This is a genomic window from Pseudomonas sp. MDT1-17, assembly GCF_054898105.1.
This window is the reverse complement of record NZ_JBUBVM010000001.1, coordinates 812590-830245: the sequence shown is the minus strand read 5'-3', so window position 1 is coordinate 830245 and position 17656 is coordinate 812590. Positions and strand designations below refer to the sequence as shown.

General features: G+C 58.0%; 11 protein-coding genes. 4 read left to right on the top strand and 7 right to left on the bottom strand.

What is annotated here, in order from left to right; genetic code table 11:
* Nucleotides 1–3: 3 nt before the first annotated feature.
* The 4 genes from aceF to msrA all read left to right on the top strand — a co-directional run bounded on the left by aceF (nucleotide 4) and on the right by msrA (nucleotide 7312).
* Nucleotides 4–1968, top strand: a complete 1965-nt coding sequence (gene aceF / locus ACYZTX_RS03670; RefSeq protein WP_462032990.1) for a dihydrolipoyllysine-residue acetyltransferase — start codon at nucleotides 4–6, stop codon at nucleotides 1966–1968.
* Nucleotides 1969–2238: 270 nt separating this feature from the next.
* Nucleotides 2239–3633 carry an alkaline phosphatase D family protein gene (locus ACYZTX_RS03665; protein ID WP_462032989.1) on the top strand — a complete coding sequence of 465 codons (1395 nt, stop codon included), beginning with the start codon at nucleotides 2239–2241 and terminating at the stop codon, nucleotides 3631–3633.
* A 267-nt stretch (nucleotides 3634–3900) separates the two neighbouring features.
* Complete coding sequence (locus ACYZTX_RS03660; protein ID WP_462032988.1) at nucleotides 3901–6594, top strand: sensor domain-containing phosphodiesterase; 2694 nt, start codon at nucleotides 3901–3903, stop codon at nucleotides 6592–6594.
* A 70-nt stretch (nucleotides 6595–6664) separates the two neighbouring features.
* Nucleotides 6665–7312 (top strand): peptide-methionine (S)-S-oxide reductase MsrA, encoded by a 648-nt coding sequence (msrA, locus tag ACYZTX_RS03655; protein WP_462032987.1) that lies wholly within the window; start codon nucleotides 6665–6667, stop codon nucleotides 7310–7312.
* Nucleotides 7313–7423: 111 nt separating this feature from the next.
* Here msrA and ACYZTX_RS03650 read toward each other — a convergent pair whose 3' ends face one another.
* The 7 genes from ACYZTX_RS03650 to ACYZTX_RS03620 all read right to left on the bottom strand — a co-directional run bounded on the left by ACYZTX_RS03650 (nucleotide 7424) and on the right by ACYZTX_RS03620 (nucleotide 17632).
* Nucleotides 7424–8260 carry a 23S rRNA (adenine(2030)-N(6))-methyltransferase RlmJ gene (locus ACYZTX_RS03650; protein ID WP_462032986.1) on the bottom strand — a complete coding sequence of 279 codons (837 nt, stop codon included), beginning with the start codon at nucleotides 8258–8260 and terminating at the stop codon, nucleotides 7424–7426.
* A gap of 285 nt (nucleotides 8261–8545) precedes the next feature.
* The gene (locus ACYZTX_RS03645; RefSeq protein ID WP_462032985.1) at nucleotides 8546–8863 is read right to left on the bottom strand and encodes a hypothetical protein; all 318 of its coding nucleotides are present in this window, start codon (nucleotides 8861–8863) and stop codon (nucleotides 8546–8548) included.
* A 360-nt stretch (nucleotides 8864–9223) separates the two neighbouring features.
* The gene (locus tag ACYZTX_RS03640) at nucleotides 9224–9622 is read right to left on the bottom strand and encodes a hypothetical protein (protein WP_462032984.1); all 399 of its coding nucleotides are present in this window, start codon (nucleotides 9620–9622) and stop codon (nucleotides 9224–9226) included.
* 50 nt (nucleotides 9623–9672) lie between these two features.
* A complete protein-coding gene (locus tag ACYZTX_RS03635; RefSeq protein ID WP_462032983.1) occupies nucleotides 9673–10089 on the bottom strand; it encodes a hypothetical protein in 417 nt (138 codons plus the stop codon).
* A gap of 10 nt (nucleotides 10090–10099) precedes the next feature.
* Nucleotides 10100–14887 carry an RHS repeat-associated core domain-containing protein gene (locus ACYZTX_RS03630; RefSeq protein ID WP_462032982.1) on the bottom strand — a complete coding sequence of 1596 codons (4788 nt, stop codon included), beginning with the start codon at nucleotides 14885–14887 and terminating at the stop codon, nucleotides 10100–10102.
* Nucleotides 14887–15624, bottom strand: coding sequence for a DUF4123 domain-containing protein (locus ACYZTX_RS03625; protein WP_462032981.1), 738 nt, complete (start codon nucleotides 15622–15624; stop codon nucleotides 14887–14889). The genes ACYZTX_RS03630 and ACYZTX_RS03625 overlap by 1 nt, the downstream gene beginning before the upstream one ends.
* Nucleotides 15614–17632: a type VI secretion system Vgr family protein gene (locus ACYZTX_RS03620; RefSeq protein WP_462032980.1), complete on the bottom strand. Its 2019-nt coding sequence runs from the start codon at nucleotides 17630–17632 to the stop codon at nucleotides 15614–15616. Before ACYZTX_RS03620 ends, ACYZTX_RS03625 begins: the two co-directional genes overlap by 11 nt.
* Nucleotides 17633–17656: the final 24 nt, after the last annotated feature.

Here is a 17656-nt window from a genome sequence, read left to right as displayed (position 1 = left end):
TCTGTGAGCGAACTCATTCGCGTACCTGACATCGGCAGCGGTGAAGGTGAAGTAATCGAACTATTTGTGAAGGTCGGCGACCGTATCGAAGCCGACCAGAGCATCCTGACGCTCGAGTCGGACAAGGCGAGCATGGAAATTCCTGCTCCCAAGGCCGGCATCGTCAAAAGCATTAAAGTGAAGCTGGGTGATCGCCTGAAAGAAGGCGACGAACTGCTGGAGCTGGAAGTCGAAGGTGCCGCTGCTGCCGCCCCTGCGGCTGCCGCTGCGCCGGCTGCCAAAGCTGAAGCAAAACCGGCTGCTGCCCCTGCTCCGGCAGCGGCTGCACCGGCCGCTGCTCCAGCTGCTGCAACCACTCAGCAAGTGCACGTGCCGGACATCGGTTCGTCGGGCAAGGCCCAGATCATCGAGATCCAGTTCAAGGTCGGCGACACCGTCAAGGCTGATCAGTCACTGATCACCCTGGAATCCGACAAGGCCAGCATGGAAATCCCTTCGCCCGCCGCTGGCGTGGTCGAAAGCATCAGCGTCAAGCTCAACGACGAAGTCGGTACCGGCGACCTGATTCTGGCGCTGAAAGTGGCAGGTGCCGCGGCACCGGCTGCGGCTGCGCCAGCTCAGGCAGCTGCTCCGGCCGCCGCCTCTCCAGCGCCAGCCGCTGCAGCCCCGGCTGCACCGGTTGCCGACAGCGTTCAGGACATTCATGTCCCGGACATCGGCTCGGCCGGCAAGGCCAAGATCATCGAAGTGCTGGTCAAGGCCGGCGATACCGTTGAAGCCGACCAGTCGCTGATCACCCTGGAATCCGACAAGGCGAGCATGGAAATTCCATCGCCTGCCGCTGGCGTGGTGGAAAGCGTTTCCATCAAGCTGGATGACGAAGTCGGTACTGGCGACCTGATCCTGAAGTTGAAAGTCAAAGGCGTTGCGCCTGCTGCTGCTCCGGCTCCAGCCGCCGCTGCTGCGCCAGCTGCCAAGGCTGAAGCGGCTCCTGCAGCCGCTGCCCCGGCACCGGCCGCACCGGCTGCGGCACCCGCCAAACCGGGTGCCAAGGTTCACGCTGGCCCGGCTGTACGCCAACTGGCTCGCGAGTTCGGCGTCGAGCTGAACGCCGTCGGCGCCAGTGGCCCGCACGGTCGCATCCTGAAAGAAGACGTGCAGGTTTACGTCAAAGCCATGATGCAAAAGGCCAAGGAAGCACCGGCCGCTGCTGGCGGCGCAACCGGCGGCGCGGGCATCCCGCCAATTCCGGTCGTGGACTTCAGCCGCTTCGGTGAAACCGAAGAAGTGCCGATGACCCGCCTGATGCAAATCGGCGCGTCGAGCCTGCACCGCAGCTGGCTGAACATTCCACACGTGACTCAGTTCGATTCGGCTGATATCACCGACCTGGAAGCGTTCCGTATCGCTCAGAAAGCCGTTGCAGAGAAGGCTGGCGTCAAGCTGACCATCCTGCCGCTGCTGCTCAAATCCTGCGCGCACCTGCTCAAGGAACTGCCGGACTTCAACAGTTCGCTGGCACCGAGCGGCAAAGCGATCATCCGCAAGAAGTACGTGAACATCGGCTTCGCGGTCGACACCCCTGAAGGCCTGCTGGTACCGGTCATCAAGAACGTCGACCAGAAGAGCCTGTTGCAACTGGCAGCCGAAGCCGCCGTACTGGCCGCCAAAGCCCGCGACAAAAAGCTCACCGCTGACGACATGCAGGGCGCCTGCTTCACCATTTCCAGCCTCGGCCACATTGGCGGCACCGGCTTCACGCCGATCGTCAACGCGCCGGAAGTGGCGATCCTCGGTGTTTCCAAGGCAACCATCCAGCCAGTCTGGGACGGCAAAGCCTTCCAGCCGAAACTGATGCTGCCGCTGTCGCTTTCCTACGATCACCGTGTGATCAACGGCGCCGCTGCTGCACGCTTCACCAAGCGTCTGAGCGACCTGCTGGCGGACATCCGCACCATCCTGCTGTAACACCGACCGGTCCTCCTTCACCGGAGGGCCTGTTGCGTTCCACGTTTTCCGAGCGCCACGCTCGTACCTCAACCCCGCCAGTTTGGCGGGGCTTTTTTTGCCTGGAAGAAAGTTTCTTCCTACATTCGTGGCTGACGCCGCCCACAACTCAAGTCCACTTTCACCCGATATTTTCTGCGCGACAGTAACTAGGCTTAGTCCAACAGATTATTGATTTAAACATCATCAGTCTCTCTTGCTTAGTTAGCATTACTTCGAATGGATTCGAACATGTTCAAACCAACTGCCGGCCCTATTATTGGCCATACCACAACTAATCACACACGCATATTCTTGCGCGGCGAACTTCAAAACAACGCGCCGGTATTCGCAGGTATTCGTTATCGCCGGCTTGGCGAAGAGCGCTGGTCCCAAGGTGTATTTGCAAAATTGACGACCGTGCGCGACATGTCCGATGTCATTGCACTCAACGATCTGGCCACCGATACCAAGTACGAATATCAGGCGGGCTGGTTCAGCCCCATGAGCCCGGTGCATACCGTAGAAACGATTCAGGAGTTGCCGCTGCAATGGCCGCGGGATATCTACCGATTTCGCACGCAATCCAGCAAAGGCACGATTCCACGGGCCTATCTCGTTGGTTCATGCCGTTACCTGCGCATGACCGCAGGCATACCGGTGGTGCCGCATCTGGGCGACCGGATTTTCGCTTCGATCACACGCCTTGCGCAGCAGGCTGAACCGCCTATCAGCGCCATGTTGATGGCCGGCGATCAAATCTACGTCGATGACTTGAACGTTATTGCTCCCGACCGGGAGTACAAGGAAATACTCAGCAAATACCGCGCGGCCTTTTCTCAACCTCATATCGGAAAGTTGATGTCCAGCGTTCCGACTTACATGATCCTCGACGACCATGAAATAGAAGACAACTGGCCTGCCAACGAGAGCAAAGCCGATGACTACTTATATAAGAACGCGATGGCGGCATACGAGTTATATCAAGCCAGCCACAGCCCAGCCCATGAACTTCTAGCCAACGGGCAAATAAGCAGAACACTGGAACAGTATGGGTATCAGTTCGCTGAAGGCGATATTGAATGGTTTGTCACCGACAGCCGAACCCGCCGCAACCTGTCGGTCGATGATCGACGCATTCTCGACGAAAAACAGGAACAGACATTGTGCAAATGGCTGATCGACAGCCCGGCCAGAGTCAAGTTCGTGGTCACCAGCGTGATGTTTTTTCCCGATCGCAAAACCCAGGGCGATGACGCCTGGAAAGCCTTCCCGGAACAGCGACTACGGCTGCTGGAGACGATTCGTACACACCGCATCAAGAACGTCTTCTTCATTTCGGGCGATGTCCACGGCTCCCTGACCAGTCGCCTGACCCACAGCGAGGACCCGGACTTCGAAGTGCACACCATCGTGTCGTCACCGCTGTGCAACAGCAAACTGCTGCCGTATGCCAAGGCATCCACTTTCATTCTCGATCAACCACTGGCGAAAACGGTCGCGGGCGACTATCGGCATGAACTGACCAGCATGGTGGTCAGCGAGGACAACTTTGCCCATCTGGTCGTTGATCAGGAGAAGGTTCAGGTCAACTATCACGATGGGGACGGCAAGCTTTTGCAGTCGGTCGGCATAGCACTTCGGTGACCCCAAAAAGATCGCAGCCTTCGGCAGCTCCTACATTGGGATGGCGTACCCCCCGTAGGAGCTGCCGAAGGCTGCGATCTTTTCGGTCAAAAACATTACTTTCGGCCCAGCGCTGGAGAAATCTTTGTCCCGGCCGACATATTCTTATAGCACTTGGCCTCCATGTCTCTTGTCAGTCAGTGTCGCAATGATGCAACCTTGCCGCAGACAACAGTAATGAGGGCGAGAGCCCGGCGCGATCAGCACATTCCAAGCGAGTTCCCCTCAATGAAAAGCCAACCCGATGCCGCCAGCCGTATGGTGGCCGAGGTAGTGACGCAGTTGCCTGTGCCCTCGCGGCTCGGCATGCTGCGTTTCGAACGGCTGAATGAACCAAGCTGGGCACTGCTGTTTCTCGATCCCAATTGCGAACGACAGTTCGGCCTGCCGGCGGTGGACCTCTGTGCTCTGGTCGACTCACCTTACGCCAGCCTGATGGAACCTGAAGCGCGCTATCAGCTGCATGACGCGGTCCAGCAGCAGCTCACCGAAAGTCCGAATTACCAGATCCGCTACACCTTGCACACCGCCGCAGGCTCCTTGAACCTGCTGGAATTGGGCGAAGCCTACAAACAACACAATCGACACCTGCTGCGCGGCTACCTGCTGGTGGTCGACGGCCTGCTCGAGGGCGAGCAACTGCTGCCGGCGCTGGACCTGGAAACCCAGAACTCTCGCCTGCAAATCGCCCTGGAACTCAATCAACGCGCCCAGCAGGAACAGCTCCTGCACCTGGACCGGGTGCGCGCCCAGCAAGACTTGATCCTGCTGCTGACCCGCCAGCGCTACCGCAGCAACAACTCCCTGCAAGAAGCCGCCGAGCTGATCACTCGCAGTGCCTGTGACATTTACCAAATCGACTGCGCCAGCCTGTGGAACCTCGAAGGTTCACTGCTCGTGCCGATTTCGGCCTATCACCGCGCCAGCCAGGAATACCAACTGCCGGAGTCGATCGACGTCAGTCACTTCCCTGATTACCTGGAAGCCTTGCACACCGGCCGCGCCATCGACGCCCATAACGCCATGCGCGACCCGCGCACACAGGAAATGGCCGAACACCTGCGCCCGCGCGATGTGAATGCGATGCTCGACGCCAGCATCCGCGTCGACGGCCAAGTGGTCGGCGTACTCTGCCTGGAGCAGACCGGTACGACCCGCGCCTGGCAATCGGACGAAATTGCTTTCGCCGGCGAACTGGCGGATCAGTTCGCTCAGGTCATCAACAACCACAACCGCCGCACTGCCACCAGCGCCCTGCACCTGTTCCAGCGTGCGGTAGAGCAAAGCGCCAACGCCTTTTTGCTGGTCAATTGCGATGGCGTGGTGGAATACGTCAACCCGAGCTTCACGGCGATCACCCAGTACAGCACCGAAGAAGTCCACGGCCAGCGGCTGTCGGAACTGCCGGCACTGGAAAACCTCAGCGAACTGCTGTTCGACGCGCCGTCGGCGCTGGCCAAGAGCAACAGCTGGCAAGGCGAGTTCAAAAGTCGCCGCAAAAACCTCGAACCCTACTGGGGTCAGTTGTCGATTTCCAAGGTCTACGGCGACAACCGTGAACTGACCCATTACATCGGCATCTACGAAGACATCACCCACACCAAGCTCGCTCAGCAGCGCATCGAGCGCCTGGCTTACACCGATAACCTGACCAACCTCGGCAACCGTCCGTCGTTTATCCGCAACCTCGATGAACGCTTCGCCCGAGACAGTGATACCCCGATCAGCCTGCTGCTGGTCGACATCGACAACTTCAAGCGAATCAACGACAGCCTCGGTCACCAGACCGGCGACAAACTGTTGATCAGCCTGGCCCGACGCCTGCGCAACAGCCTGAGCCCGAGTGGCAGCCTGGCACGGTTCGCCAGTAACGAATTCGCCGTGCTGCTGGACAACACCGACCTGCGTGCGGGCCAACAGATGGCCAGCGAATTGCTGATGACCCTCGACAAACCGATGTTCGTCGACAATCAGCTGATCAGCGTCACCGGCTCAGTGGGCCTGGCCTGCGCGCCGTTGCATGGCCGCGACCCGCAAACCCTGATGCGCAACGCCGGCCTGGCGCTGCACAAGGCCAAGGCCAACGGTAAACACCAGGTTCAGGTGTTCACCGAAGCGCTGAATGCCGAGGCCAGTTACAAACTGTTCGTCGAGAACAACCTGCGCCGCGCCCTGACCCAGAACGAGCTGGACGTTTTCTATCAGCCCAAGCTGTGCCTGCGCAGCGGTCGCCTGTTGGGGATGGAAGCCTTGCTGCGCTGGAACCACCCGGAAAAAGGCATGATCCGCCCGGACCAGTTCATCAGCGTCGCCGAAGAAACCGGGCTGATCATTCCCATCGGTAAATGGATCGCCCGCCAGGCCTGTCGCATGAGCAAAGACCTGACGGCCGCTGGCCTGGGCAATCTTCAGGTAGCAATCAACCTCTCGCCCAAGCAGTTCTCCGATCCGGACCTGGTGTCGTCCATCGCCAATATCCTCAAAGAGGAAGCGCTGCCGGCAAACCTGCTGGAACTCGAACTCACCGAAGGCCTGCTGCTGGAAGCCACCGAAGACACCCACTTGCAGCTCGATCAACTCAAGCGTCTGGGCCTGACCCTGGCCATGGATGACTTCGGCACCGGTTACTCGTCGCTCAGTTACTTGAAAAAATTCCCGATCGACATCATTAAGATTGATCGAAGCTTCATCCACGAGATCCCGGACAACCAGGACGACATGGAAATCACCTCTGCGGTGATCGCCATGGCCCACAACCTGAAACTCAAGGTCGTGGCTGAAGGCATCGAGACTGCCGAGCAGTTGGCTTTCCTGCGCCGTCACCGCTGCGACGTTGGCCAGGGCTACCTGTTCGACCGACCGATCCCTGGCGTAGAGCTGATCGAAAAGCTCAAGCGCTATCCGCGTGGCCCGATCGCCTGACAGCGGCGAAACACTCGGGCAAACTGCGTGTCTGACTTTTTACATCCCATCCTGACTGAGAGGACTGATCATGGTCTTGCGCTCGGAAATTCTGGTGAACAAAAACGTGCTCCCGACTAAAGAACAAGCTCTGCCTGGCCGCGAAACCCCAATGAACCTGCCGGAAAAACACTTCGTCCACGACGCCCCGCTGCTGGGCCCGTTCGTCACCGACGTGGATTTCGCGATCTTCGGCCTCGGATGCTTTTGGGGCGCGGAACGCAAGTTCTGGCAGCGCGAAGGTGTGGTCAGTACGGTGGTGGGTTACGCCGGTGGTTTTACGCCGAACCCGACGTATGAAGAAGTCTGCTCTGGCCTGACGGGCCACAGCGAAGTGGTTCTGGTGGTCTACGAGCCGGCAAAAGTCAGCTATGAAGCGCTGCTGAAGATGTTCTGGGAGCTGCACAACCCAACTCAGGGCATGCGTCAGGGCAATGACATCGGCACGCAGTACCGCTCGGTGATCTACGCGACCAACCCGACGCAACTGACCGCCGCCAAGCACAGCGAACAGGTGTTCCAGGCCGAACTGACCAAAGCTGGCAAAGGCACCATCACCACCGAAATCGAAGAAGCGCCGACGGTCTACTTCGCCGAGGCGTATCACCAGCAGTACCTGGCCAAGAATCCTGAAGGGTATTGCGGGATTGGCGGTACTGGCGTGACTTGCCCGATCTAAATCCAAAAAAGCAAAAGATCGCAGCCTTCGGCAGCTCCTACAGGATGTACGTCATCCCAATGTAGGAGCTGCCGAAGGCTGCGATCTTTTGATCTTGCTTGTCGGTTCGCCTTATTCGGCGATCAACCAATCCATCTGCCACCCACCCTGTGTCTGTCCCAACTTCTTGGACAACCACGGCAGCAACTCACGCAATTCCTCTTCCAGCCCCCACGGCGGATTCGCAATCGCCATCCCGGACCCGTTCAAACTGTTCGGCGTATCCAGCGGATGCACCAGCAACTCCACCCGCAACAACTTCGGCGCGCCGCTACCTGCCAGATCCTGATAAAAACGACGCAACATGCGCTGGTCCTTCACCGGATACCAGATCGCCACCACGGTTTGCCGCATCCGGCCAATCGCCTCTTTCAACGACGCCGCACAGCGCTGCATCTCATCCAGCTGCTCGAACGGCGGATCAATCAACATCACCGCCCGCTTCTCCTGCACCGGCAACATCGCACGCGGGACATGCCAGCCTTCACCCAGATGCACCTTCACCCGACGGTCGCCCGCCATATTATCTTTGAGCAACACACCGTCTTGCGGGTGTTTCTCATTGAGCATCACCCGATCCTGCGGCCGCGTCAGACGCCGCGCCAGCTCCGGGGAACCCGGGTAATAGCGCAACTGGCCATCCGGGTTCATGTCGTGCAGCACCTTCATGTAATCCGCGGTCAACGCCGGCATATCCGGCTGATCCCACAAACGCGCAATACCTTCCAGGTACTCACCGGTACGGCTCGCCTGATCACCCTGCAGGTCATACAGACCAATACCGGCGTGAGTGTCGAGATAGGCAAACGGCTGCTCCTTGCGCGACATCAAAGCGATGAGGCGGGTCAAAGTCAGGTGTTTGAACACATCGGCGTGATTGCCGGCATGGAAGGCGTGACGATAATTCATGGCTGCTCCTGCGAAGGGCGGGAAGTTTACCTTGTACGGCGGCGAACGTCAGGACCTCACAGCTGAGCGGGCAAGCTGCCACACAACCTGTAGCAGCTGGCGAAGCCTGCGTCCGGCTGCGCAGCAGTCGTAAACCCTGCTTGCACGGTGTGTCTGAAAAATCGCGAGTGCTGATTTTACGACTGCTGCGCAGCCGGACGCAGGCTTCGCCAGCGGCTACAACTCGTGCGGCTCAGCCAAAGTTGTTTGACTGAATCGCATCAGGGAAAGCGTCCGGCGTTACTCCTAAGGCCGAGCCTTCAATCGTCGCCCTAACACATCCAGCACATCACACCCATCCCGCAACGGAATGGCACAGAGCAAAGCAAAATCACTAAGAATGAAGGACTGACACTCGATCGAACCGCGCATGGACAAGTTCTCCATCACTTGGGTGACGGCGCGAATTCGGTAGCTGGCAGCGTCATACAAAACATCCAGCGGCGCTTGGGTGTCGACGAACAGGGTAGGCATGTCGTCGCAATTGCTGGTGAGTGCCATGAAGCGGCTTTGGGGATGGGGGGTTGGTTTTTCGTAGGGTGGGTCGGGGGTTAGCGTCGTCATTTTTGAAAGTCCATGGAGTACTAATTTAAAGCTACCAACGGCCTTTCCTACGGGCTTGGGTGGCAGCCGTGCACGGGAGTAGGAAACTGAGACACTCCAACTCAGCCACGTCGAAACGTGTCCCGCACACAGCCGCCGCGAACGATGTTACGGACACGATTTAAGTGCCGCAATCAATCGACAGTACTGATGCACGTTGGAGTAAGGGTTCCTACACCCTGCCACTGCATTTGCAGTGACAGCCAAAGACTATCCATGGATCTCACTCCGCACCAGTTCATGGAAACCGCTACAACCTGAAGGAAAGTTCCGACGAACTTGCCCGGAAATTTCGCTGCCAGCGATCAACGATTGGTTTCTTCACCAAGCGGATCGATCCTCCATGCTCGCTTTGAGCAGATCGCGTTTCCAAACCTCTTGCGCCAACGTGTAGACATGCTGAAGAAATTTCCGAGGGCTCTCCAATTCGTACCACTCTCCACGAGGCCAGCTTGATGCTTCGCCCTCATCTATTTCGAATAAACTTTGGAAATCATAATTTCGATCACGCAGTTTTTCCGCCAGAGATTCCACCAACACAAGCTTATGCCTATAAGAAAGACATCCGAGATCCAATGCGTACTTTTTAATCAGCTCCGCTCTATCAAACTTATTATTAGGGTCGTAAACCTCAAGCTCTACACCGAGTGTTTCTTCACGATCATATACATTAAATCGACCAATGAACCACATCAGTCCCGCATCAAACTCTTCATCCACAAAAGGACACCGCAACATTCCTTATCCCCGACCTTACCGACATAAAAGGCTCACCACGCGGACTGATCTTCGAGACTGGCTCTGTGAAGATCCTCCCTCCACTCTTCGCTTGCCAATCTGTATATATCCTCGAAGAAGCCACGCGCATCATTTATTTGAGTTTCGTCCCAGGCAACACAGGTGTTTTTATCATAATCACTTTCGAACTGAGTAGAAAAATCAAAACCTGATTGCGACAACGAATCTTCTAAGATTTTGAATAGCAAAAACCGATGCCGATAAGTCAAATGATCGAATCTCCTCAACACGAAGTTTTTTATAACCTTCTCTCTATCATGCTGCTCATTCGGATCGTAAACCCACAAGGCAGCACCTAACGTTTCTTCGCGATCAAATATAGATATTCCGCCCAACCAATAAAAAAGTGTTGGTTCAAACGGAGTATTGAATTTCGGCCACATCAACATCGCATTTCTCCTAATCTGGAAAGCCCGTGTAAGGCTTCAGACTTATCTGATCAAATCTAACCTCTGAATAATCAAGACTCTCTATATATCTTGGATTAGCTCTATCCTTCTTGTTAGGCTTGTATCCCCTACCTCCTCCAGGCATTTCCTTCCTAATGACGGGATCTCCATCTGGTGTATACCCTGTTGGCAAGGGATTCGTTCTATTCATTCTAGATACAGCATCATTTATGGCATTAAATTGCAGCAACCAGCTTTTGAACTGAGAACTAGGCCTTATCGGTTCCTTTTTTCCTTTTTTTGTTGGATGACTGCCATCAATAGATCTTTGTTTTAGCGCTTTGTCAGGTATTTCCGGATTATGTTTTGCCACGGTGTGCATGCCGTACTTTTTCTCAAACTCAATAACCCGCCGCTTAGCATTCGCTTCAGCCAACTCATCAATCCGCGCCCGCCGCTGCTCACCCGTCAGCTTCGGCAGCGGCGGCTCACCTTCATCAACCTTAGCGCCAGTCGTATCATCCGGCGCCCCACACCCTGGTTTATTCGGCGGCGGGCAATTCCCGCTCAACCCCAACGGATCAACCCACCCCGTCGGATTCGGCGTGTACTGGTACTGGTTCAGCCCGCCCGCCAACTTGATCGGGTCCGGCGTCAGGTACCGACCGACCTGCGGATCATAGTACCGATGCCGGTTGTAGTGCAGGCCGCTCTCGGCGTCGAAGTACTGTCCTTGGAAACGCAAAGGCTGATCGAGCTGCTCACCCCCACCAAACGCCAGATGCGTGACCCTGCCGTAGGCGTTGTACTTCGCTGACCAGACGATTTCGCCGCTGTAGTCCGTCAGTTCCTGCGGCGTCCCAAGGTGATCGAGTTGGTAGTAGAACGGGCAAGCCTTTTGCGGACCTTTGCCGTCGAGCATGGCCAGTGGGCGGAAGCTGCCCGGTTCGTAGACGTAGCTGCGGTAGTGCTCGCGGCTGCTTTCGGCGACGAGGTTATCGCCTTGCCAGAAGAACTCGGTGGTGTGGCCGTCGACGATTTTGGCGATGCGGCGGCCGAAGGCGTCGTAGCGGTAGCTGGCGCTGCGGCCATCGGGAGTGGTGACGCCGATCAAGCGGTGTTGGCAGTCGTAGCGGTATTCGGTGACGAGTTTTTGCGCGGTGCCGCGGCGTTCGCGGATGAGGTTGCCGAAGGCGTCGTAGTCGTAATGGCGGTCGCCTTGCAGGAGCAGGCGGTTGCCTTTGACGGTCGCGGCGCCGGGACGGTCCTGCATCAGCAGGTTGCCGGCCGGGTCGTGGGCGAAGGTTTCCGGTGGGTCGTCGCGGGTGTGGCGCACGCGGGTCAGGCGGTTGAGCGGGTCGTAGCAATAGCTGCGCTGGCCGTGGCGGCTGTCGGCGATGGTCGCCAGGTTGCCGTTGACCGCGTAGCCGTAATGGCGCATGTACAGCGGTCGGGTTTGTTGATTGATCGCGTGGGCCTGCAACCGGCCTTGTTCGTCGTAGTGATAGTGGCTGGTGAGCTGGCCTTGCTGGCGTTGTTGTTCGCGACCGAAGGCAAATTGGTGGGTGGTGAGCCGCGCGCCGTTGAGGTCGATGGCGGTCAGCGCGCCGCCCTTGGCGTGGTGATAATCGAGCTTGCAGCCGTCCGGCAGGCGCAGGCGATTGAGCTGGCCGCAGGCGTCGTAGCCGTAGCGCAGCGTGCCCCAGCCCTGGTGTTCGGTGATCAGGCGATCCTGTTGGTCGTACTCGAATTCCAGCGGATGGTCATGGCCGTCGTCGACGCTGATCAGGCGACCGAGGCTGTCGTAGCGGTATTGAACCTCGATGCCGTCGGGCAGGGTTTTGACCAACAACCTTCCCGTCGAGTCCCGCTCATACGCCGTTACCAACCGAGAGCCGTCATTACCGAACTCGGTTTTCTCCAACAGGTGGCCGTTGAGGTCGTAGGTGTACGCCGTGCGTTGGCCGTCGAATCCGCTTTCCTGTCGGATCAGGCCGTTGGCCGTGTAGTCCAGCTGATATTTTTCACCGGATTCGTTTTCGATTTCCGTGAGCAACAGCTGGGCGTTGTCGTAGCGGTACTTCAGCTGGGTGCCGTCGGCATTGATACGGCGGCTGACCAGGTGCAGGTCGTCGACGTATTCGTAACGGGTGACGCGGCCCAGCTCATCACGTTCGGCGGTGATCTTGCCGTAGGCGTTGTAACTGAACGCACGGCTGGCACCGGTAGGAAGCGTCGTCTGAATCAGTCGGCCGACGGCATCCCATTGGTACTGGGTGACGGCGCCGTGTTCGTCCTGACGGGTAATCTGCCGGCCCAATCCATCGTAGGAAAACCGCCGCTGACCACCGTCCGGCAAGGTCTCTTCGAGCAGCTGCCCTAAGGCGTTCCAGACGAACACATGCCGGCTGTTGTCCGGGTAACGGATCGACAGCATCTGACCTTTGTCGTCGTAGTGATAGTGGCTGACATGGCCGTCGGGATCGGTCGCTTCGGTGATATCGCCCTGAGCATTGCGCTGATATTTCCAGACGGCTTTACCGCGATAGCGCGCGTGCAGGAAACCGTTGCGATACTCGTAGGCCGTCGGTTCGTCTTCCGACGGAATCAGCGCAACCAGCCGTCCGACTTCGTCATAGCGGTATTCCGTGATGGCGCCGAGCGGGTCCTGCTCGGCAATCAACCGACCTTGGTCGTCGTAGGCCTTGAGGTGTTCGCCGCCATCCAGCTCGACCTTGCGCACCAGCCGCGCCCGATCGTCGTGGACGTAAATCTCTTCGCTACCGTCGATGTTGTGGACGATGACGCTGCCCTCGTCATCCCAGGCATACCGCGCGTCCATCTGCGAAAACGACGCCCAATGGCGGATGCATCGGGCCGCCTTGCCGGACCTTTCCCACTCCCAGAAGAAACTCGCCCCACCGGCCAGTTGCCGCTGGAGAATGACGTGTTGATCGTCGTAGTCGTAGCGCTCGCTTTCGTTGGCGGCGTTGGTCGCTTCGATCAGCTGACTGCGTTCGTCGTAGCGGTAACTGACCAGTGTTTGCTCGGTGTGCCAAGCTTCGTCCAGGGTCTGGGCCGGAACAAAAACCTGGTAGTCGACGGCGACCAAATGGCGGCGGTCATAGCGCAACAGCAAGGCGCGACCGACGCCGTTGTCCAGGCGTTTGATCCGGTCCTGACGGTCGCGAGTGATGCGCAGTCGATTGTTGTAGCCGTCGCTGATGCTTGTCAGTCGACCGTTGCGGAAGTGATAGAACCGCGTGTCGTCACCCGCCTGGGCGAGGATCAGTTCTTCGGGTTGATCGCCCAGGTAAATCGCTGCGCGCGAGAGGCTGTTGTGGATCGCCGGGCGTTCGCTGTTGGGTAGCGGAAAAGTCGTACGACGGTTTTCGTGATCGATCCAGATGACGTTTTCGCCATCGATTTCCAGCCGATGCGCGAGGCTGTGACTCCAGCCGAAGCCGAGGCCGCAATCGATTTCGGCGGCGCTGGTGCGATAGAGCCGGGTGAAGTCGAACGGCAGGATGCCGTCCAGCGAGCCGTCGGTCAGGGTCAGCAGTTCTTCGCCGGTGACCATCGACACCGGGCATTTGTTGGTGGCGGTTTTATCGGCGGAGTCGGCACTGTCGCCATTAGGGTTTTTCGCTTGTTCCGGGACGTCGTCGTGGTGTTCGTCTTTTTTCAGCGTGGTGTTCTTGCGGCCATTCCAGCGCAACTGCATCCGACCTTGTTTCAGGCCGGCCGCGACGCCGCGTGCAGCGACTGTTTTGTAGCGATCGACGTACTCCATGAAGTTGTTGATGATCGTGACCATCGACTTCACGAAGCCCATCGCGGCCTCATAAATCTGTGCGCTGTACTTCATCAAGCGCACCGTGAGCCAGGCAATACCAACCCCGACCACGCTCAGCACCAGGCCAATCAACAAGTCGATGACCAAGCCAACCACAACCTTGGAAATGGCTTCAGCCGAGGACCCGGCCAGCTGCGAAGGTGGCAATGCTTCGAGCCACAGCGTCGCGGTGCGCATCAGCAAACACAGTGCCGCCTCGTCGCTGGCCAGCAACATGGCTTTTTCCATCAGGTCCGGAGCGCTTTCTGCAAGCTTGGCAAGTTCGCCAGCGCTTTCACCTAGCTTCTCGGCAAAAGCGTTGGGGTCTTTCAGGATGTCGGTGAGTTCACCGATGCCATCCCAAACCGCCTCGACCGCCGCCCAACTTCCCGCGAGCATTCCATTGCCCACCGCCACCAACGAAGCTGACGCCGACTGCTGCGACCACTGCGGTTTGAAACCTTGCCACTCTTTGCGCAGCCAGCCTTCCAGCTCCTTCGTCAGGCCTTCGTAAGAGGAAAAAAGATCATTGATTTGATCTGGGGTGACTTCACTCTGGACATGCACGCGATAGAACTTGCCGGGCGTGCCCTTGAACTTTCCTTTGCCATGTTCATCGAGCGTGACCGATGTTTTTTCACCACCCTCATTGGCGATAACATCGACCTGAATATTCCCCAACGGTATGTCATAGACCGACTCGAACTTGCTCTCGATCTCCAGAATCCCACTGGCCGGACACTGCGCAACACTTGAGAAAAAGTCGTCATCACCACTGCTTACAGACTTGCTGGTATTGCCCAGTTTGATCCGCCGTTCCATGCCCACCAACGATGGCATGTCCGTAGCTCGGCTGAGCTTGTCCGCATTGCTGCTCAGGACGCCGCCGAGTTGTTGGCGATACAAACTTAGGGTGTCTTTGAAACCGTCGAGCTCCTGCTCGATACGCTCGACCTGATCCATCAGTTCAGCTCCGCTATCAGGTAGTCCACCAAGGCTGTTTTGGGCGCTTGAGGCAGGTCCGGCGTTTCCAGAAAGATCGCGACCTTGTGCCGCAATACGCTTAACGAAAACGTTTCATAAAGATCAGGGCGCTCCTCGCTCAGCCACTTCAGCAAGTTGTTGATACGGGTTGTTGCGGACTGCGCAGCAAGGTGTTTAAGCAGCGACTCAGAAACCTCCCACCACGGAAAAACCCTTGAGGTTTTCAACGCGCTGCCACCGATGTCGAGCGGCTGGCCATTGATCAAACAGCGGTCGATCACAGGCATTAACTGCTTGGTGTCAACTTCGTCAGACTGAAGGATCGACAGCAAATAACGCCCATCCCAAAAGCGGAAAAACACCGCGTTGCCGTTGGGCAAAAGGACTTGAGTGAGGCTGCGAAGATGCTCGACCAACACCTCCTGAGGGGCAGAAGAAACCGCCAGCCACCCCCAATCGCGAGACTCGGTGTTGGCGACCCACTCCAGAAACTCACTGCCAGCAGCGACGATTCCGACATAGGGCATCACCGGTTCCCACTCGGCGTAAGCGGTGTCGGCCCAAATCGGACTGGGTGCTTGAGCGGTGCTCGAACGCTGCCAGGCTTTGAAAGGTTCAGCGGTGCTTGCATTGCTGAAAATCGCGAACAATTGTTCCGATGGTTTCAGCGGTTGGCGATTGAGCCAGTCGTGGGGTGACAAGCGATCAGGCTGCACAGACACCCTCCTTGCAACGCTCGCATTCCTCACAGAACGGCGCGTCGCTTTTCAGGCTCAGAATCTGTGCAGCACTCAGCAGTGCCGCCGGAGCGGCGACGAGGTTCAACGGCGTATCCGGCAAGGACGGCGCAGCCGCCATGGCCGGCATCAACGCACCACCGACCTGAATCGGCACGCTGCTGAAGATCCCGCCCGGCCCAATGTTGATCCACTGCCCACCTGCCTGAATCGTCGCACTGACGCCGCCGTCGATCACCACTTGTTGACCGGCACTGACATGGAATTGCTGACTGGCATTCAGCGCCTGACTGGTCACGCGGATGTGCCGGTCGCCGATCACCACCAAGTGATCGTCCAGCTTCACTTCGGTCTGGCGTTGACCGTGAGTGATGCGTTGCTCGTCGGCCTTCAACTCATGGCGGGCGGTGCCGGCGACGACGATGCTGCGCTGGTTATCAACCTGCACCTGTTGATCGTTCAACACGTGCTGAGTCCAGTTTCGCTGGGCGCGCAGGTAAATTTCCTCGGCGCCTTTGCGATCCTCGATGCGCAATTCGTTGTAACCGCCGCCACCGGGACTACTTTGGCTGCGGAAAATGCTGCGGGTCTTGTCGGCGGGCAGGTCGAGCGGCACCGGTGTCGCCGCGTTTGGCAGGCAACCCATCACCAGGGGTTTATCCGCATCGGCGTCGATAAACCCGACCAGTACTTCCATGCCGACTCGCGGGATCAGCACGCTGCCGTAACGGTCGTGCGCCCAGCCGGTGGCCACGCGCAGCCAGCAACTGGAATGCTCATTGAGCTGACCGTCACGGTCCCAGGCGAGCTGAACTTTGACCCGACCGAACTCGTCGCAATGGATTTCGCTGTCCGTCGGGCCGGTGACCACGGCAGGTTGATAGCCGAGCATGCGTGGCTTTTCCGGCCCGAGCGGCGGACGAAACGAAACTTCCCACGGTATTGCCAGAAAGGTATTGCGATAGCCCTGGAAATCATCCGGGCTGTCGCTGGTGACCGACTCTTCCAGCACTTGCGGCTGGCGACCTCGGTGCTCGATTTCTGTGATCAACCACAGGTCATTCCACGCCTTACGCGGGTGCTCGGCGAGCTGTAGGAAGTGCCCGCAGACCAACGCAGATTCGTCGCCACGACCTTCGGCCTGACGGAAGTCGGCGTTGTGGCGTTCGAGTGCTCGTTGAGCCAGATGTTTGCCGTGTTCGCGATCAGTGAATTGGCCAGGAAAGTGATAGTCCTCCAGCACCGGTCGCTGTTCGCTGTCGAGGCGGCTTTCAAGTTGCAGGCGCGGTTTGCGGAAGTCGTAATCGCGACGGGTTACCGCTGTTGTCCGGGTTTCCAGCCGCACGTTGAAACGCTTGATGGCCGGCGCAGCCGCGGCCATTCCGCTACCCGGCAGGTAGAGCGTCGGCTCGGGCAGGCGAGGGAAAACCGTCTGGTCATCACCCAATACCAGCAGGTGCCCGTCGAGGCTGTGCTGAAAGTGGTAGTGAATCCCGATCTCGGCACACAGCCGCTGGATGAATGCCAGATCGCTTTCGGCGTACTGCACGCAGTACTCGCGCTCGGGATAGTCGCTGCCGAGCCGGAACTCGAAGGCATCGCGCTGAATGCCGTGGTCCTTGAGGATTTGCGCGACGATTGTCGGCACGCTTTTGTGCTGGAAAATCCGCTGATTGATGCGCTGGCCGAGGTACGCCAGTTGCGGTACGAGACTGATTTGGTAACCCGTCAGGCGTTGTCCGGAATCGCTTTGACCGACCCGAAAGATCTGACCATGAATGCCGGAACCTTGTGCATCAAAACTCAGAAATGCCTGACGATGCAGGAGGCTTTCGAGTTCGATGTCCGGCCGTTCGCTGACCAGTTCCAGGTCAAAACGGTAAGGCTGGCTGATGGCTTCCGTGCCCGTGAACTCAAGTACCTTGAGCTCATTCTGGACGCCGTCGATCGTCAACGTGAAACGCGGTTGATTGGCAGGAGCGAACATCCGATGTGTCTCTGCAGAATGAAG